Origin of the sequence: Pandoraea sp. PE-S2T-3, from assembly GCF_002179965.1 — a bacterium.
Lineage (GTDB): Bacteria > Pseudomonadota > Gammaproteobacteria > Burkholderiales > Burkholderiaceae > Pandoraea.
This window is the reverse complement of the sequence record NZ_NGUQ01000015.1, coordinates 541,846-560,702: the sequence shown is the minus strand read 5'-3', so window position 1 is coordinate 560,702 and position 18,857 is coordinate 541,846. Positions and strand designations below refer to the sequence as shown.

The window sequence follows — 18,857 nt, the reverse complement described above, 5'->3', positions numbered from 1 at the left end:
TTTTTGCCCGATCGTTTGTCATTGCCAGTCAATGTCTGATCGCAATTGGTTGTTCATGGAGATAACGCTATGAAATCGAAGGAACTCGACGCACTCGCCAAACTCAGCCCGTTCGAATTCAAGGACACGCTGATCGAACTCGCGCAAGAGAATGGCGCCCAGCGCTCGATGCTCAATGCCGGGCGCGGTAACCCGAACTTTCTCGCGCTCGAACCGCGTCACGGCTTCTTCCAGTTGGGACTGTTCGCGCTGTCGGAAGCCTCGCGTCAGTTCACGTACATGCCCGAAGGCGTCGGTGGTATTCCCCCGGGCAAGGGCGTCGAAGCACGCTGGCAGGATTTTGCGCGTGAAAATCACCAAGCCGAAGGGGTGAAATTCCTCGAGAAGGCCATCTCGTATATCCGCGATCAGATGGGCCTGAACGTGGAGGATTTCCTCACGGAAATGGTGCACGGCATTCTGGGCTGTAACTACCCGGTGCCGGATCGCATGCTCAAGAACACCGAGAAGATTTCGGCAAAGTACCTGCGCCGCGAGATGGTCGGCAAGCATCCGTTCACCGGCAACTTCGACCTGTTTGCGGTCGAAGGCGGTACGGCGGCCATGACGTATCTGTTCAACACGCTCAAGACCAACCATCTGCTGCAAGCCGGCGACACGATCGCGCTCGGCATGCCGATTTTCACGCCGTATATCGAAATTCCGGAACTGGCCGACTATCAGCTTCACGAAGTGAACCTGAACGCCGACCCGGAACTGGGCTGGCAGTATTCGAAGAAGGAACTCGACAAGCTGCTCGACCCGAAGATCAAGGCGTTCTTCCTCGTGAACCCGAGCAACCCGCCGTCGGTCAAGCTCGACGACGCCTCGCTCGATCACCTGGCCGCCATCGTCAAGAAGCGCCCGGACCTGATCATCCTCACCGATGACGTGTACGGCACGTTTGCCGACGACTTCCGCTCGCTGTTCGCCATCGCGCCGTACAACACGATTCTCGTGTACTCGTACTCGAAGTACTTCGGTGCCACGGGCTGGCGTCTGGGCGCGATCGCCACGCACGAGAAGAACGTGTTCGACGACAAGATCGCCAAGCTGCCCAAGGCGCAACGCGAAGGGCTGAATGCGCGTTACTCGTCGATCACGACCGAACCCGAGAAGCTCAAGTTCATCGACCGCCTGGTGGCCGACAGCCGCGCCGTGGCGCTGAACCACACTGCCGGTCTGTCGACGCCGCAACAGGTGCAGATGGCGCTCTTCTCGCTGTTCTGCCTGATGGACGAGCCGGACGCCTACAAGCACGCCGTGAAGCGCATCATCCGCCGCCGCAAGGCCGTGATGTACCGCGCCGCCGGTATCACCGAGGAAACCGGTCCGAACACCGTCGACTACTACAACATCCTCGACCTGGAAGTCTCGGGCACGAAGATCTACGGCAAGGGCTTCGTCGACTGGTTCATGAAGAACATCGATCCGTCGGAAGTGCTGTTCCGTCTGGCCAAGGAAAGCGGCGTGGTGCTGCTGCCGGGCCGCGGCTTCGGTACGCTCCACCCGTCGGGCCGCGTGTCGCTCGCCAACCTGAACGAGCCGGATTACATCCAGATCGGTGCGACGGTGCGCAAGCTCATGGACGAGTACAACGAGCGGTATCTGGCAGGCGGCTCCGGTGGCGCCGGCAAGGGTGGCAAGAAGAAGTGAGCCACGCCTTCGGGTAACAAACTTTGACCACGGTGCCGCACGTTTCGCGTGCGGTGCCGGCAGGCCCCCCCTCGATCGCCCCTCCATGGCGATCGACCATTGCCCGGGAACCACCTTCCCGGGCTTTTTTACGATGTGAAATCCGTGGGCCATCTCCCCGATGTGTGCCACGGCGGCAGGGTTGGGGCGGCCCGTAACACCGTTTTGCGACATTTCGTCGCGCCAATAAAAATGCCCGCACGAGGCGGGCAGAAGTCACTACAGGGGAAGTCACGCGTTATGAGCGTCAAACCCGTGAAAGAGTTCCCAAGGAAAGTGACTGGCAGCGTGTCATGCGATCGACGTAAAATGGTCGCTTGTCGCTAAACACCCCCCGATGTCGTCAGCGGCGCACGAAGCTCGCGAAACGACGCGCGCGGGGGTGGGTCTTCGGGTGTCGAATGTCGGTAAAGTCGGTCGTGCGCAGTGGCTTGACGATGGTCGCGTGTCTCAACGCCGTCACGTCGTCGGGCGCTCACGCACAGTCATTGTTCTCGGATCCCAATCCACCGTGTTTCACTGAGCAGAATGCCTTGTCCTACGGGTTGTGGGATCGCGGCCTGTCGCCTCAGTATTTCGTGCCGCCCCCCGAGCCTGCACCGGCGCCTGCTGCGCAGGACCCGGGCGTCTCATCCGATCCCATTGCCCTGTTTGCCGGCGACGATCCGAATGCCGTTGCCGCCACCGTCGATCGTGAAGCGGCACAGCGCGCCGCGTCAGCCGCGCAAGCCGCTGAGGCGGCAGGGCCTGCTGTGGGTGAGGGCGTTGCCAGTGCCGCTGGCGCTGACATCGCCTCGACCAGCGCCGACGGCGTGGCGAGTGAAGCCGCTGCACAGGCTGACGTACCGCCGCCGCCACCGCCATCGCCACCATTGCCCGCAGCCGATTTTGCCGTCGCGCCGGAATTGAGCGCCGACGGTACGGCGATTTCTGCCAAGGCGCTGCTCGCGCCGGGTGAAGTGGCACCTGAGCCGGCGGCACCCCCTCCTGCGCCGGACGTCGCGCCGCCCAACGGATTCCTTGCGCGAGCCTCGTGCCTGCGCGGGCAGCCTCGCCGCGAGAGCTACGCCGATCGCAATATCCGCATGCTGATGCGCCATGGGTTGGTGGTGCGTAACGACAACCTGCCGCTCATCGCCTCGCGCAGCAAGACGCCGGGTGAAGGGGCGGTGGGCTTGCAGGTGCTCAACGAGCAGCCGTATCAGTTCAATCTGGGCATGAACAACAGCGGCATGACGACCACCGGCAAGATGCAGGGCACGGCCAATCTGTTGATGAACAACCCGCTCGGCATGTACGGCAAGTTCAACACGACGGTGAGTCAGGACTTGCAGAACGCGCGCCGCGATGCGACCAATCGCGACCTCACGGCCAACTACTCCGTGCCGATCGATGCGGACTGGACCGTCGGGCTGACGGGCAAGACCAATGCAGCCACCGACCAGATCGCCACCGGCACCACGCAGACGCAGACGCTGCAATGGCGCGTGCGCCGTGCGTTCGATGTCACGTCGAATGGTTCGACCGGGATCGAGTTGCGCTACAACCGCAGCCGTACCGAAGATCCGAACGCCCTCCATACCTATGACAGTTACGCCGAGGTGGGGCTGAATCACACCCACTATCTCGGCACGTCAAAGCTGGATCTGTCGGTCATGCAACGGCTCAATGCGCCGTGGATGCCATCCACCGGTGGCACGCCGGGCTGGTCCTACCGCTTCCAGTCGATCGACGCGAAGCTCACGGTGCCGTTCTGATGAACGCCAGCACCGCGTCGAGCGACGTGGTGCGAGCGAGCGAGGCCGGCAGGTCTGCAAAATGCTCGCTTTCCCCGAAGAGAATCACAGGCTTGCCGTAACGCACGGCAAGCCTGACTTCGTCGCGCGTGCCATGACTGCCCGGCAGCGCGACGATGACATCGCTCGACAGCACGTTGATGGAGTTGCGCGAGAGCGTACCCGGCGGCGCATCGGGCAGGTGACGCGGCAGCGGACTCACGATGGTGATTTCCACGAACGGGTTCGGATAACCGGGCAGGGGACGGTAGCCTTTTCCTACATCGGCTGTGCCGCTTTCACCCAATTCACTTTCCACCGCTTCTGTGGGCACCACGCCGATGCTGCGCCCCACGCGCCCGGGCACAGCGCAGAACGCTTCGCTCACGCTGCACATCACGCCTTGTCCACCGCCCGTGAGCAAGTGGTATCCGGCCGCAGCGAGCGCGTGACCGAGCGGGGCAGCGAGTTCGGCCCACGGCTGCTTGCCGGAACCCATCACGCCGATGGTTTTGGAACGTTGGGGGAGGGGAGTCGCCGTCATATGGGAAGCGGGATTTGAGCGCTGCCGATCATAAACGAATTCGCGGCACAACGACGAGCACGCGCGTGCTGGACCGAGCGCAACGCGTCGGCAAATCGCAGGTAAATCGAAGACAAAAAAAACCCGCCGGATGGGCGGGTGAGGAAGCAGGCCTCCCACGGGGAAGTGAAAGCCTGATCTCGCGAGGTGTATGCGAGATGCGTTAGTATCGTGATCTAGTAGGGCGTTGGCTATGGGCTAAGTCCTAAAGTGCATGTCAGACGCTTTCCATTTCCATTTCGTACACTTTCTGACGCCGCGAGTCTTTCCATGACTGAATCGATCGAATCCGCCGCCGCTGATGCTGCTGATGCTGCGCAAATTTCGGCCATGCAAGGCCTGCGTACGGCGCTGCTGGCACAACACAAAGTGCTGATCGCCAATGACCGTCAGCAGTACGAGGCGGTCTTCGGCGCCGTGCCGACCGGTCGCTTCGTCCAGTTACTGACGGAAGATCCCTGGTTCCGGTGGCTCGATCCGCTCTCGCGCCTGATCGTCGCGATCGACGAGTGGCAGGAACAGACGCCGCCGACGGCTGCCAGTGGCATCGCGCTCGCGGACATGGCTGCCAAATTGTTTAGGGATGCCGACGAAGAGTTTGGCGAGCGATATCGTCTGGCGTTGCAACAGGCCCCCGAAGCCGTGATGGGGCAGGGCCGTGTCGTCGCTGCACTGCGCACCGTGCCGCAGTCGCCGGCATCGCCCCCTTCAGCATCGGACGCATCGGGCGCATCAGGTCAAAAGGACGCCGACACATCCCCGAAGCCGTAGCATCGGGCCGAAAACGAGGGCGATAGCGCTTGAGCAGGGTGATGCCAGACCGTCAAGCCGAATATTTGTTCCGGTGCTGATCGTTTTTTGGGCAAGGCTCTTGACAGCCCCTAAGCACGGGCGGTTTGAGCGGGAAGGGGCGGGTTATCCAGTGGGTTATCCACAAAGGGTGTGGACAACTTTTCTCGCGAGACGCGAACCCGTCCGTGTTTTTTCCCTGATTGCGCCCCGGCACCGTTTCGGCATGCAGACCGAAATCGTCTGGCCCCGTGGGATTGTTGGACGCTGGCTCTATGGCGGCACGCGCGCTGCTGCCACAATAGCGGCTTGCCCGGCGGCCCATCCATCGAAAGCACGTATTCGTCGCAATCACACCCCGCCGGTTGCCGTCGCCCCGACCGACCCCCGTCGACCCGTCGACCCGCTATCCCGTTAATGACCACTACGCCTATCGTGCTGCTGGTGCTGCTCTCTGCACTGATGCACGCCACCTGGAACGCCTTTCTCCACGCAAGCCCCGACCGCGTCTGGCAAATCGGCCTGATGGCGGTGCCGCAATTCCTTGCGGCCGTGGTCGGCATCGTGTTGTTGCCGCTGCCACCGATACAGGTCTGGCCGCTGATCTTGCTCTCGGCGTGTGCGCAGGTCGGCTACACCGTGGCGCTCATCCGCGCGTATCGCGTGGGGGAGTTCGGGCAGATCTATCCGATTGCGCGCGGTATCTCCCCCTTATTGATCTCGGGGGCGGCGCTGTTGCTCGCGGGCGAGTGGCCCTCCGGCATCGCCGCCCTCGGCATCGCATGTATCTGTGGCGGCATTCTCACGCTCGCGCTGCGCGGGCGTCGCTTCTCGGGCGATAGCGTACCCGCCGCCTTGCTCACCGGCGTGTTCATTGCGGCCTACACGGTCGTGGATGGCTTTGGCGTGCGGATGTCGAACGGCAATGGCTTCGGCTATATCGCGTGGGCCTACCTGTTTGCCAGCGTGCCGCTCGTCGGGGGCGTGTGGAAGTTGCGGGGTGGCTGGCGCGGGATGTTCCTGGCGCCGCGCCGGCGCGTGATCGAGGCGCTCGGTGCCGGTGTGGTCGCGCAGTGCGCTTACGGCATGGTGGTGTTCGCGCTGCAATTTCTGCCGATGGGTGTGGTCTCGGCGCTGCGCGAATCGAGTGCCATCTTTGCGGTGCTGCTCGGCTGGCTGTTCCTGCGCGAGAAGCTCAACGCGCGCCGCCTGGTGGCATGCAGCCTGGTCGTGGGCGGCGCGGTCTTGATCAAACTCGGTGCATGAGTTGGTGCCTGAGCCGGTGAATGAGCCGGTGAATGAACCGTTCTCCCGCACCGGTTGGTTCGGCGTTCAACTGCGTGGCCAAAGCTCCGCACGATGGGCCGTAATGGCTGCCACCACGATTTCACGCATGCCGTGACCGTCGGTCGATTCGAGATGTTCGAGAATCGTCATGCGCATGCGCGGTGCCCAGAAGCGACGCAAGTGCCCCGCAATGCTCTCGAGCGCTTCGTCGCGGTCGGGCATCGTCTCGAAGAAATCGCCGATCTGATTGGCCATCTTGACCAGATTGTCGGTGTCCATGATCTGTTCTGTCCCCTCTCGTAATCCGCTGTCTTTGCGTTGGTCCGCTAGTCCGTCACTTGACGGGCCCGCTGCACGGGGCAGTCCCGTGGACAATCCTGCGTCCGCCGCATCGTCTCATGGCGTTGGACGATGAAGCCCGCCGGCACCCGGCGATGGACGCGGATTGTCCTGGTTGCCCTGGTTGCTCTAGTTGCCCCTTAAGCAAACCCGGCCAAGCTTACCCCGCGTTCGCTTCGGCCGCGCCTTGTGCGTGGCCCAGGAACGCTTCCTGCTGACGGTTGAAGTCCGAGTACTGGCGCTGCCAATCCGACGGCTGCGCCACCGGCGTGACCTGCACCGCCGTTACCTTGTACTCGGGGCAGTTGGTCGCCCAGTCCGAGTTGTCGGTCGTGATGACGTTGGCCCCCGACTCCGGGAAGTGGAACGTCGTGTACACCACGCCCGGCTGCATGCGATCGCTCACGATCGCGCGCAGCACCGTCTCGCCCGCGCGGCTCTGAATGCCGACCCAGTCGCCATCCTTCACGCCGCGTTCTTCTGCGTCATGGGGATGGAGCTCAAGCCGGTCTTCACTGTGCCAGTGGTTGTTGTCGGTACGACGCGTCTGCGCGCCGACGTTGTACTGCGACAGAATCCGGCCCGTGGTCAGAATAAGCGGGAAGCGGCGCGTCACCTTTTCGTCGGTCGGCACGTACTGCGTGATCAGGAACTTGCCCTTGCCGCGCACGAATTCGTCGATGTGCATGACCGGGGTGCCTTCCGGCGCTTCGGCGTTGCACGGCCATTGCACGCTGCCCAACTCGTCGAGTCTGGCGTAACTCACCCCGCTGAAGGTCGGCGTCAGGCGCGCAATCTCGTCCATGATTTCCGACGGGTGCGAGTAGTTCATCTCGTAGCCCAGACGCTTGGCGAGCATGATCGTCACTTCCCAGTCGGCGTAGCCGCCGCGCGGCGGCATCACCTGACGCACGCGCGAGATACGGCGCTCGGCGTTGGTGAACGTGCCGTCCTTCTCCAGGAACGATGAACCGGGCAGCAGCACGTGGGCGTACTTGGCGGTTTCGTTCAGGAAGATGTCCTGCACGACGATGCACTCCATCTGCTCCAGCGCGTGGGTCACGTGCTGCGTGTTCGGGTCGGACTGAACGATGTCTTCGCCCTGGCAGTACAGGCCCATGAAGGTGCCCGAGAGCGCGGCATCGAACATGTTCGGAATCCGCAGACCCGGCTCCGATTGCAGTTCGACGCCCCATTCGGCTTCGAACAGTGCACGTGCGCTGGCATCCGAGACGTGGCGATAGCCCGGCAGTTCGTGCGGGAAGGCACCCATGTCGCACGAGCCCTGCACGTTGTTCTGACCGCGCAGCGGGTTCACGCCCACGCCTTCGCGGCCGATGTTGCCCGTGGCCATCGAGAGGTTGGCGATGCCGATCACGGTCGTGGAACCTTGCGCATGCTCAGTCACGCCCAGCCCGTAGTAAATCGCTGCGTTGCCGCCCGTGGCGTACAGACGCGCGGCACCACGCACCAGATGCGCCGGCACGCCGGTGTGCACTTCGGTGGCTTCCGGCGAGTTCTCTGCGCGGGAAACGAAGTCACGCCATTGGCCGAAGGCACGGTCTTCACAGCGCTCGGCGATGAAGTCATCCGCCATCAGGCCTTCGGTGACGATCACGTGGGCGAGGGCATTGACCATCGCCACGTTCGTGCCGGGGCGCAGTTGCAGGTGGTAGTCGGCGTGGATGTGCGGGCTCTTCACCAGATCGATGCGACGCGGGTCGATCACGATCAGCTTGGCGCCTTCGCGCAGACGCTTCTTCATGCGCGAGCCGAACACCGGGTGACCATCGGTCGGGTTCGCGCCCATCACCAGAATCACGTCGGAGTGTTCCACCGATTTGAACGTCTGCGTACCGGCCGATTCACCGAGCGTGGCCTTCAGACCATAGCCGGTCGGCGAGTGGCACACACGGGCGCAGGTGTCGACGTTGTTGTTGCCGAAGGCGGCGCGCACGAGTTTCTGCACGAGGTAGTCTTCCTCGTTCGTGCAGCGCGACGACACCAGGCCGCCGATCGAATCGCGGCCGTATTTGGCCTGAATGCGCTTGAACTCCGACGCGGCGTAGTCGAGTGCCTCGTCCCACGACACTTCCTGCCACGGGTCGGTGATCTTCTTGCGGATCTTCGGTGTAAGGATCCGGTCCTTGTGCGTGGCATAGCCCCATGCAAAGCGGCCCTTCACGCAGGCGTGGCCTTCGTTGGCCTGACCATCCTTGTGCGGCACCATGCGCACGACTTCATTGCCCTTCATCTCCGCCTTGAGCGAGCAGCCCACGCCGCAATAGGCGCAGGTGGTGACCTTGGCGTGTTCGGCCTGACCGAGGTGAATGACCGACTTCTCTTGCAGCGTTGCGGTCGGGCAGGCGGCCACGCAGGCGCCGCACGACACGCATTCCGAATCCATGAACGGCTGGTCCTGCCCCGGCGAGACGCGGGCTTCGAAGCCACGGCCCGAGATCGTCAGCGCGAACGTGCCCTGCGTTTCTTCACACGCGCGCACGCATCGATTGCAGACGATGCACTTCGAGGCGTCGTAGGTGAAGTAGGGGTTGGTTTCGTCTTTCTGGCTGTCGAAGTGGTTGGCGCCGTCGAAGCCGTAGCGCACTTCGCGCAGGCCGGTGACACCCGCCATGTCCTGCAATTCGCAGTCGCCATTGGCCGCACAGGTCAGGCAGTCGAGCGGGTGATCGGAGATGTACAGCTCCATCACGCCCTTGCGCAGTTCCTGCAATTTCGGCGTTTGCGTGCGCACTTTCATGCCCGGCTCAACGGGCGTGGTGCACGATGCAGGGAAGCCGCGACGGCCTTCGATTTCCACCAGACACAGACGGCACGAGCCGAACGGCTCCAGCGAGTCGGTGGCGCACAGCTTGGGCACGTTCACGCCGCCTTCGGACGCCGCACGCATGATCGACGTGCCGGCGGGCACGGTGATCTGCTCGCCGTCGATCTCGAGCGTGACTTCTTTCTGCGACTCGCGACGCGGCGTGCCGTAATCCTTTTCGAACATCGGGTCCATCATGGTGAGGGCTCTCCTAGGCGGCCTTAGTCGGCTGGTTCGATGCTTCAGCCGCGCCGAAGTCTTCGGGGAAATGGTTCAGTGCCGACAGCACGGGGTAGGGCGTCATGCCGCCCATCGCGCACAGCGAGCCGGCCAGCATGGTGTCGCACAGGTCGCGCAACAATTTGATCTGTTTGGGGCGGTCGCGCCCGTCGATGATCCGGTCCATCACTTCGACGCCGCGCGTCGAGCCGATGCGGCACGGTGTGCACTTGCCACACGATTCGATGGTGCAGAACTCCATCGCGTAGCGCGCCAGCTTGGCGAGATCGACGGTGTCGTCGTGGGCCACGATGCCGCCGTGACCGAGCACGGCCCACAGCGCAGCAAACGCTTCGTAGTCGAGCGGCGTGTCCCACTGCGATTCGGGCAGATAGGAGCCAAGCGGCCCGCCGACCTGCACCGCGCGCAGCGGGCGGCCGGTGATGGCACCGCCGCCGTAGTCGTACAGAATCTCGCGCAGCGTGACGCCGAAGGCCTTTTCGATCAGGCCGCCGTACTTGATGTTGCCCGCCAGCTGAATCGGCAGCGTGCCGCGCGAGCGGCCCATGCCGAAGTTCTTATAGAAGTCGGCGCCGCGATCCATGATGATCGGCACCGAGGCCAGCGAGATCACGTTGTTGATGACCGTCGGCTGGCCGAACAAGCCTTCGATGGCGGGCAGCGGCGGCTTGGCGCGCACGACACCGCGTTTGCCTTCGAGACTCTCGAGCAGCGCGGTTTCTTCGCCGCAGACATACGCGCCGGCGGCCTTGCGCACTTCCAGATGGAACGTCTTGCCCGAGCCGAGGATGTTCTCGCCAAGGTAGCCGGCGGCATTCGCATTGACGATGGCTTCATTGAGCACATCGATCGAATGCGGGTACTCGCTACGCACGTAGATGTAGCCGCGCGTGGCGCCGACGGCGATGCCGCCAATCGTCATGCCTTCGACGAGCACGAGCGGGTCGCCTTCCATCAGCATGCGGTCGGCAAACGTGCCGGAGTCGCCTTCGTCGGCGTTGCAGACGATGTACTTCTGCGCTGAAGGCGTGTTCAGCACGGTCTTCCACTTGATACCGGTCGGGAAGGCTGCACCGCCGCGGCCGCGCAGGCCTGAATCGGTCACTTGCGAGACGATGGCGGCACCGTCCATGGCGAGGGCGTTGCGCAGGCCGCGATAGCCGTCGTGGGCGACGTAATCGTCGACCGAGACGGGATCGGTCACGCCTACGCGAGCGAACGTGAGGCGTTCCTGCTGCTTCAGATACGGGATTTCTTCGGTCAGGCCGAGTGCGAGCGGATGATCGCCGCCGGTGACGACGTTCGCATCGAACAGAGCCGGCACGTCGTCGACCTCGACCGGGCCGTAAGCGACGCGGCCTGCCGGCGTGGCGACTTCGAGCAGCGGTTCGAGCCAGAGCATGCCGCGCGTACCGTTGCGCACCAGTTCGATGGCAATGCCGCGTGCGGCCGCTTCAGCGACGATGGCCTCGGCGACTTCATCGGCACCGAGGGCGAGGGCGGCAGAGTCGCGCGGCAGGTAGAGACGCACGGTGCCGGTCGATGGGCTGGATTGGGCGGGAGCTTGGCTCATACGGCATCCTTCGCGCGGGCGAGCAGGCGGTCGAATTTCTCGGGGGTGACGCGCGCGTGCAGCTTGTCGTCGATGGTGATGGCCGGCGACGTGGCGCACTGGCCAAGGCAATACACGGGTTCGAGCGCGACGTCGCCGCTATGGGCGTGCATCGCGCAACCGATGACGCGCTCGGCATGCGCGACGAGGGCGTCGGCCCCCATGCTCTGACAGGCTTCGGCACGACAAATCTGCACCACGTGGCGCGGCGGCGCACTGGTGCGGAAGTGGTGATAGAACGTGATCACGCCGTGAACTTCGGCGCGCGAGAGATTGAGGGCGTTGGCGATAACGGGCACGGCGTCCGGGGGCACGAAGCCGAAGGCTTCCTGAACGTCGTGGAGGATGGGCAATAGCGGCCCCTCCTGCGCTGCATGAGCGTCCAGAATCGCTTGCACCGTCGCGACGGAATAAGCCTCGCGCATGGCAGTTGTCTCCTGTTTGGCTTGCCGGGGGGACGGCGCACCTGCGGGTATGAATATGTTTTGTCTACCGCAATTAAATTCCGGCAAACCTGTTCGGCTTGCCCCGGGGCGAGAGGCCCGATAAAAACGCATCCGGAAGACGCGGCTCGGGTCTAGCGATTAGCGTTGACGCCGGATGCGTGTGCGGCACATAGCCCCCACCATATGCCGCACGAGCTGGCCTCTCGCCCGTTGCTTACATCATGAACCGGAACTGCCAAGCCTCGCTGATCTGCGAGCGGCTTGTCGCCCACTTTCCCGGGCGGCGCTTTGTCACGTCAGAGGCGGCATGGGGAGTGGCCGTCTTGTCGGTGTCGAAGCATCAGTATGTGAAACACGATATATGATATACGGTATACGTGCAATAGCTTGAGAGAGGGTTTGGCAGGCTCGTTTACCCGAGGTGCCGAGATGGCCGGGGTCGGGTGACTTGGATGATGCAGACGATGCGAAAGACGGGATGAAGCGGGGCGTCGGCGAGCGCGACGCGCAGAGGGCGGCTAATAGAGTATGCCGTGGAGTCGAATGAGAAGCGCGGGGAAACAAAAAAGCCAGCGGCACGAGTGTGCAGCTGGCTTTCTTTGTGCGCAGATGCGATGCGCTTGGCGGACGTCAGTCGCCGGTCATGCGATCAGTCGAGGAAGTCGCAATGCTCTTCGACGAACGCGGCCAGACCGAGGGTGTGGTCGCGCGCGAGCTTCTCGGCCAGTTCCGTATCGCGTTTTTCCAGCGCGGTAATGATCTTCAGGTGGTCGACAATCGAGCGCGCGGCCCGGTCGTTCTGAGCGATCGTCACTTTACGGATGGCACGTACGTGAATGAACAGGTTCTTGATGGTGTTCGCAATCGCTTGCGAGCCGCCAAGGTTGATCAGCGCCTGATGGAAGTCGATGTTGGCGTCGGAATACTCTTCGATGTGGTCCGTCGGCGGTGCGTTGACGAATTCATCGAACAGGTGACGCAGCTTCGCGATCTCGTCGTCCGATGCGTGCAGCGTTGCCAGACGGGCCGACATGCCTTCGAGGGCGGCCCACATCTGAATCATCTCGACGATTTCACGCTTGGTCTTGCGGATGATGAAGATGCCACGACGCGGCACAGTACGCAGAAAACCTTCCTGTTCCAGCAAGGTCATCGCTTCGCGGATCGGGGTGCGCGAAACGCCAAGCTCCTGGATGAGCTGACGCTCGTCCAGGCGGATCTCTTCTTTCCGGTTATAGATATCAGCGTCGGCGATGGCTTTTTTCAGCCGCGCATACGCCTGATTACGAAAACTCGTGGTGGTATCGATCGGCCCCAGCGCGAGTGGTGTCACTCGCTCCGGAGTTGGGGTGATCAGGGACATGCAATAGTCTCCTAGGTATTACGGCCTCCTCAGAGGCGCAATGCTTGCTGCCCCACGACGGTTGCCGGCTTCGTGACGAGTTTACCCGATTCGATTGCCTGCGTGGTTTCCGCCAGGTAAGCGAAGCGGCCATTCTTCTCGGCCTTTTCAAGCATCGACGCCGGCAGCGATGCGTACAGATGAACCATGGCAATACCGGTGGCGAGGGCGGCAGCGAGGGCGAGCAAAGTCAGCGCAGCGACAAACATGATGACACTCCTGAAAGACGAAAATTGATCAGTACGTGGGGGAGAACTTGCTTTGCATTGTATGTCGCAACGCAACAAGTCTCAAGATATACCACATACGGAATATCAATATTTATCGTTTTTCGGGACGTCCTATGGGTGCCACCCCGGGTCGATGGGCCGATTTTGTCTCTTTTTCCGATAGTGCCGGGCGGGTCGATGCGCGGCGCTGACCTCCTCAAGTGTCCGGTTGGCGTGCAAGAGTGCGGATTTCGGGACGCGCTGGCAGTGCGTTGTCAGTCGCGTGTTCGAAGGCGTCCTCAACAAGGGGAAAACGGTGATATTGCGTTGCCGCGAAACCACAGCCGGTATTGCGTACATACCGCGGGCAAGCGGCGAAGGCGCCCAAAAAGGGCCAAATACAAATCGGGACCAACGGGGCAGGGCACGATGGCGGCGAACCCGTCATCAAGTGGTTGCCGCCATCCCCCCTTCTATATAGATAGGGTGCGTGGCAATCGACGCATGCGCCGATCTGCCACACACCCTATTTCAGAAGCGAAATCCCGCGAATGGATCGGGCTCGCTCAAGTTTGCTCAGTTTGCTCAGGCGGCCTTGGCCAGTCGTGCCTGCGCAGCGGCGACAGCATCGGGCTGGGTCATGAACTCGCGTTGCTGAATCAGTGCGAGCACCACATCGAGCGTCGGCGTGGGCACGGCAGCGAGGCGGCCCATTTCCTGAACGACGGAGACGAGCGGATCGATTTCCATGGCGCGGCCGCGCTCAAGATCCTGAAGCATCGACGTTTTGTGCGAACCCACGGCACCGGCACCATTAATACGACGCTCGACGTCGACGCGGAAATGCACGCCGAGCTTGTCGCCGATGGCCTTGGCTTCGAGCATCATGGCGCGGGCGACGGCACGCGTGCCCGGATCGCTGGCGATGATGTCCAGCGTACCGTGCGTGAGTGCCGAGATCGGGTTGAAGCAGAGGTTGCCCCACAGCTTGAGCCAGATCTCATCGCGGATGTTTTCGCGAATCGGGGCGTCGAGCCCGCCTTCGGTCATGATCTTTGCCAGGGCTTCCACGCGAGGCGTACGTTCACCGCTGGCTTCGCCGAGCGGGAACTTGTTGCCGTACACGTGCTGAATCACGCCGGGCGCAACGACTTCGGTGGCCGGATAAACCACGCAGCCAATCGCGCGCTCGGGGCCGAGCTGGCGCCACTGACGGCCGCCCGGATCGATACTCTCGAGGGTGCTGCCCTCCAGTGCGCCGCCGTGCTTATAGAAGTACCAGTAGGGAATGCCGTTCACGGCAGTTACCACCGCAGTGTCCGGCCCGATGAGCGGCTGCATGGCGTCGAGAACCGCCGGCACCGAGTGCGCCTTGAGCGCGATGATGACGTAGTCCTGCGGACCGAGCTCACGCGGATCGTCGGTGCAACGCAGCTGCGCGACGCGTTCCTCGCCGTCGATCAACAACTTGAGTCCGTGCTCACGCATTGCCGCGAGGTGCGGTCCGCGCGCCACCAGACTGACATCGGCTCCGGCGCGCGCAAGCTGCACGCCGAGATAACCACCGATGGCTCCGGCGCCATAGATGCAAATCTTCATGAAGTCTCCCTCCACAAATGGTCAATCGAAACTTGGCCTTTTATTTTTCTAATATCAAATGTTGTATATCGTATATCACAAGGCAGGAAGCACCAAGCTTTCCTGTCACTTAACGTGTCATGGTTTCCCCGTGGTCGACCCGCAAAGGGGCGAGAGGATGTGTGAGCGCGACCGTCATTGCGTTCGGGTGAATTGACGCGAAAAGCGGAGGACGAGTGAATTATTACGGCGTGTTACAGCATGGTCGAGCGTTCGTCGCCACGCATCGCTTGTGAGAGAAATTATCAAAAATATCGTCTTGTGCTCGTTTTAAAAATCCTCAAGGACGCCGATATAAAAGGGCGGAGCGCCTTATTCGGCGTGCCTCCCGGATCAGGTTAACTCCTTAGTATTTTCGCATTGCGTTGTTGCGGCGCTCCAGCCTACAGTTGCCTTACTGTATCTAGCCGCCACTTGGAACAGTGCCTCGCGTGCCGTGGACGTTTTCGAAGCAATGGACCGAAAACGCCTGCGGCACGCGAGGGGGATAGCGAGAAAAGCAATAAATTAGTGTTGACTTATATCTGATATATCGTATATTTCGTTCGGTATATTTGCGGTGGGCGACGTCGCATCGCAAGCATCAGAGACAAAGTCGACGAGGCCAAGACCTCGTAAAAGCATACCCAGGGGGCATAGACCCCATCCGGAAGGTGTTGTTGTTGTGAAGCTGTCAAACAACTGAAAACCGATGGAGGAGGTACAAGTGGAGACGACAAATCAACACGGTAAGACATCCGTGTTCGCGAGCCCTTGGGTTCAGCTCGCGTTCGGCGTGATTTGTATGGCGATGATCGCCAACTTGCAATACGGGTGGACGCTGTTCGTCAACCCGATCGATGAAAAGTATCACTGGGGCCGCACGGCCATTCAGGTGGCATTCACGATCTTCGTGGTCACCGAGACGTGGCTGGTGCCGATTGAAGGCTATCTGGTCGACCGCTTCGGTCCGCGTCCGGTGGTGGTGGGCGGCGGTCTGCTTTGCGGGGTGGCGTGGGCGTTGAATGCCTATGCCGATTCGCTGGCGATGCTGTACTTCGCCGCGGCAGTGGGGGGTGTCGGTGCCGGTGCTGTATATGGCACTTGTGTGGGTAACGCGCTCAAGTGGTTCCCGGCAAACCGGGGGCTGGCCGCAGGGCTGACGGCAGCGGGCTTCGGTGCAGGCTCGGCCCTGACCGTGGTGCCGATTGCCAACATGATCAAGAGCAGCGGCTACGAAAACACCTTCCTGGTGTTCGGTCTTGGCCAGGGCATCATCGTGCTGGTACTGGGTCTCGCGCTCGCTTCGCCGCCGGCCGCCTTCGAGGCACTCAAGAAGCTCGCCCCGGGCGCACGCCGCTACGACGCCAAGCCGACCGAAGTCATGCGCAGCCCGGTGTTCTGGCTGATGTATCTGATGTTCGTGCTGATGGCCGCCGGCGGTCTGATGGCAACGGCTCAGCTCGGCCCGATCGCCAAGGACTACGGCCTGGACGGCACGCCTGTCTCGCTGATGGGCCTGACGCTGCCGGCACTGACCTTCGCACTGGCCATCGACCGGGTACTGAACGGGGTGACGCGTCCGATCTTCGGTTGGATTTCCGACAAGATCGGTCGTGAAAACACGATGTTCATCGCCTTCGCGATGGAAGCCGCGGGTATCTACGCACTGTCGGTCTGGGGTCAACACCCGGTCGCGTTCGTGATTCTCACGGGTCTCGTGTTCTTCGCCTGGGGTGAAATCTACAGCCTGTTCCCGGCCACTTGCGCCGACACGTTCGGTTCGAAGTACGCCGCGACCAACGCCGGCATGCTCTACACCGCCAAGGGAACGGCCGCATTGCTGGTGCCATTTACCAGCGTCATCACCGCCACAACAGGTAGCTGGCACGCCGTGTTCATGATTGCAGTCGTCATGAATGCCACTGCCGCCGTACTTGCGCTCTTCGTGCTCAAGCCGATGCGCGCCCGACTGGCCCAACGCTACGCGGACAGCAGTGCCCGCGCCGCTGAGGAAGTCCTTACCAAACCAGCAGACTTGTCCCGCAGTACGACCTGAGGAACAGGCGCCGGCAGGAGTGCCGCGCGCGACACCACCAGACTTAACGGGGTAGCGCGCGGCATGCAAGACAGTATTGAAGTCCTAAAGTAATCGTCAGCGAAAGACGACGCAACACTGAAACCGGAAAAATTGGAGGAAAGAATTATGTCCATTGCGATGACCGTGCCAGTCGGCAAGGCGGAAAACAACACCGCGGGCGACACGCTCAAAGACAGCAGCCGACACGCGAACATCGTGTCCGAGGCAGAAACGACTGATGGTTTCCATCTGGTCATCGATGCCCTGAAAGCGAACGACATTGACACTATCTTTGGTCTGGTGGGGATTCCCATCACCGATCTGGCCCGCCTCGCGCAAGCGGAAGGCATGCGCTTCATCGGTTTCCGTCATGAACAGCACGCCGGCAACGCTGCCGCCATTGCTGGCTACATGACCCAGAAGCCCGGCATTTGCCTGACGGTGTCCGCACCGGGTTTCCTGAACGGCCTGACGGCACTGGCGAACGCCACCACCAACTGCTTCCCGATGATCTTGATCAGCGGCTCGAGCGAGCGCGAGATCGTCGACTTGCAGCAGGGTGACTACGAAGAGATGGACCAGCTCAACGCTGCCAAGCCTTACTGCAAGGCCGCTTATCGCGTGCTGCATGCAGAAGACATCGGCGTGGGCGTGGCCCGTGCGATTCGCGCGGCCGTGTCGGGCCGTCCGGGTGGCGTGTATCTGGATCTGCCGGCCAAGCTGCTGGCTCAGACCCTCGATGCGCAGAAGGCGAAGGACTCGCTGATTCGTGTGATCGACGCCGCACCGCGTCAGATCCCGGCACCGGACGCCGTCAAGCGCGCCCTCGACGTGATCAAGAACGCCAAGCGTCCGCTGATTCTGCTGGGCAAGGGCGCAGCCTACGCGCAAGCCGACGCGGATATTCGCGCGCTGGTCGAGAAGTCGGGCATTCCGTATCTGCCGATGTCGATGGCCAAGGGCCTGCTGCCCGATACGCATGAACAATCGGCTGCCGCCGCACGCTCGTTCGTGTTGCAGGAAGCTGACGTGGTGGTGCTGATCGGTGCTCGCCTGAACTGGCTGCTCGCGCACGGCAAGGGCAAGACGTGGGGCGCCGCACCGAAGAAGTTCGTGCAGATCGACATCTCGCCGACGGAAATCGACAGCAACGTGGCGATTGCCGCGCCGGTGATCGGCGATATCGGTTCGTGCGTGTCGGCACTGTTGGCCGGCATCGACAGCAACTTCGGCAAGCCGAGTGCTGAGTGGACGGGCGCGATTGCAGAACGCAAGAACAAGAATCTGGCCAAGATGGCGGCAACGCTCGACCAGAATCCGTCGCCGATGAATTTCCACAGCGCACTGCGCTCGATCCGCGACGTGCTGAAGGCGTACCCGGACATCAACCTGGTGAACGAAGGCGCGAACACGCTGGACTATGCCCGCAGCATCATCGACCAGTACCAGCCGCGCAAGCGCTTTGACTCGGGTACGTGGGGCATTATGGGTATCGGCATGGGCTTCGCGATTGGCGCTGCGGTGACGAGCGGCAAGCCGGTGGTGGCGATTGAAGGCGACAGCGCCTTCGGTTTCAGCGGCATGGAACTGGAAACGATCTGCCGTTACGACCTGCCGGTCACGACGATCATCTTCAACAACAACGGCGTGTATCGCGGTACCGACGTGAACCCGACCGGTGGCAAGGACGTGGCACCGACGGTGTTCGTGAAGGGCGCGCGCTACGACAAGATGATCGAAGCCTTCGGTGGTATCGGTTACCACGTCACGACGCCGGAAGAACTGACGAAGGCGTTGCAAGACGCCATCAAGTCGGGCAAGCCGACGCTGATCAACGCCGTGATCGACGAAGCGGCGGGCACGGAAAGCGGCCGCCTGACCAATCTGAATCCGCAAAGCGCGGCGATGAAAAAGTAA

At 62.1% G+C, this 18,857-nt stretch carries 14 protein-coding genes; 6 read left to right on the top strand and 8 right to left on the bottom strand.

Annotated elements, in window-relative coordinates:
• Positions 1-69: 69 nt before the first annotated feature.
• A complete protein-coding gene (locus tag CDV46_RS14680; RefSeq protein WP_058379649.1) occupies positions 70-1,695 on the top strand; it encodes a bifunctional aspartate transaminase/aspartate 4-decarboxylase in 1,626 nt (541 codons plus the stop codon).
• Between the two features lie 440 nt (positions 1,696-2,135).
• Positions 2,136-3,491 carry a ShlB/FhaC/HecB family hemolysin secretion/activation protein gene (locus tag CDV46_RS14675; RefSeq protein ID WP_087723239.1) on the top strand — a complete coding sequence of 452 codons (1,356 nt, stop codon included), beginning with the start codon at positions 2,136-2,138 and terminating at the stop codon, positions 3,489-3,491.
• On the opposite strand, the gene CDV46_RS14670 is transcribed toward CDV46_RS14675, so the two are convergent.
• Positions 3,475-4,053, bottom strand: a complete 579-nt coding sequence (locus CDV46_RS14670) for a DNA-binding protein (protein ID WP_254916060.1) — start codon at positions 4,051-4,053, stop codon at positions 3,475-3,477. The genes CDV46_RS14675 and CDV46_RS14670 overlap by 17 nt on opposite strands.
• 309 nt (positions 4,054-4,362) lie before the next feature.
• Between CDV46_RS14670 and CDV46_RS14665 the strand changes: the two genes are divergently transcribed.
• Together CDV46_RS14665 and CDV46_RS14660 are read left to right on the top strand one after the other, a co-directional pair.
• Positions 4,363-4,863 carry a hypothetical protein gene (locus tag CDV46_RS14665; protein ID WP_087723235.1) on the top strand — a complete coding sequence of 167 codons (501 nt, stop codon included), beginning with the start codon at positions 4,363-4,365 and terminating at the stop codon, positions 4,861-4,863.
• Between the two features lie 435 nt (positions 4,864-5,298).
• The gene (locus CDV46_RS14660; RefSeq protein ID WP_087723233.1) at positions 5,299-6,147 is read left to right on the top strand and encodes an EamA family transporter; all 849 of its coding nucleotides are present in this window, start codon (positions 5,299-5,301) and stop codon (positions 6,145-6,147) included.
• A gap of 66 nt (positions 6,148-6,213) precedes the next feature.
• On the opposite strand, the gene CDV46_RS14655 is transcribed toward CDV46_RS14660, so the two are convergent.
• From CDV46_RS14655 to CDV46_RS14625, 7 genes are all read right to left on the bottom strand, one after another.
• A complete protein-coding gene (locus CDV46_RS14655) occupies positions 6,214-6,447 on the bottom strand; it encodes a formate dehydrogenase subunit delta (RefSeq protein WP_058379644.1) in 234 nt (77 codons plus the stop codon).
• 220 nt (positions 6,448-6,667) lie between these two features.
• Complete coding sequence (gene fdhF / locus CDV46_RS14650) at positions 6,668-9,532, bottom strand: formate dehydrogenase subunit alpha (protein WP_087688431.1); 2,865 nt, start codon at positions 9,530-9,532, stop codon at positions 6,668-6,670.
• Between the two features lie 13 nt (positions 9,533-9,545).
• Complete coding sequence (locus CDV46_RS14645; RefSeq protein ID WP_087723231.1) at positions 9,546-11,147, bottom strand: formate dehydrogenase beta subunit; 1,602 nt, start codon at positions 11,145-11,147, stop codon at positions 9,546-9,548.
• On the bottom strand, positions 11,144-11,611 hold the full coding sequence (locus tag CDV46_RS14640) for a formate dehydrogenase subunit gamma (RefSeq protein ID WP_087688429.1): 468 nt from the start codon (positions 11,609-11,611) through the stop codon (positions 11,144-11,146). The genes CDV46_RS14645 and CDV46_RS14640 overlap by 4 nt, the downstream gene beginning before the upstream one ends.
• Positions 11,612-12,281: 670 nt before the next feature.
• Positions 12,282-12,995: a GntR family transcriptional regulator gene (locus CDV46_RS14635; protein ID WP_058379640.1), complete on the bottom strand. Its 714-nt coding sequence runs from the start codon at positions 12,993-12,995 to the stop codon at positions 12,282-12,284.
• A gap of 29 nt (positions 12,996-13,024) precedes the next feature.
• Positions 13,025-13,243 (bottom strand): hypothetical protein, encoded by a 219-nt coding sequence (locus CDV46_RS14630; protein WP_058379639.1) that lies wholly within the window; start codon positions 13,241-13,243, stop codon positions 13,025-13,027.
• A 585-nt stretch (positions 13,244-13,828) separates the two neighbouring features.
• Complete coding sequence (locus tag CDV46_RS14625) at positions 13,829-14,842, bottom strand: 2-dehydropantoate 2-reductase (protein ID WP_087688428.1); 1,014 nt, start codon at positions 14,840-14,842, stop codon at positions 13,829-13,831.
• A gap of 730 nt (positions 14,843-15,572) precedes the next feature.
• Here CDV46_RS14625 and oxlT point away from each other — a divergent pair.
• Together oxlT and oxc are read left to right on the top strand one after the other, a co-directional pair.
• Positions 15,573-16,919, top strand: a complete 1,347-nt coding sequence (oxlT, locus tag CDV46_RS14620; RefSeq protein ID WP_170935978.1) for an oxalate/formate MFS antiporter — start codon at positions 15,573-15,575, stop codon at positions 16,917-16,919.
• A 147-nt stretch (positions 16,920-17,066) separates the two neighbouring features.
• The gene (oxc, locus tag CDV46_RS14615) at positions 17,067-18,857 is read left to right on the top strand and encodes an oxalyl-CoA decarboxylase (protein WP_212677111.1); all 1,791 of its coding nucleotides are present in this window, start codon (positions 17,067-17,069) and stop codon (positions 18,855-18,857) included.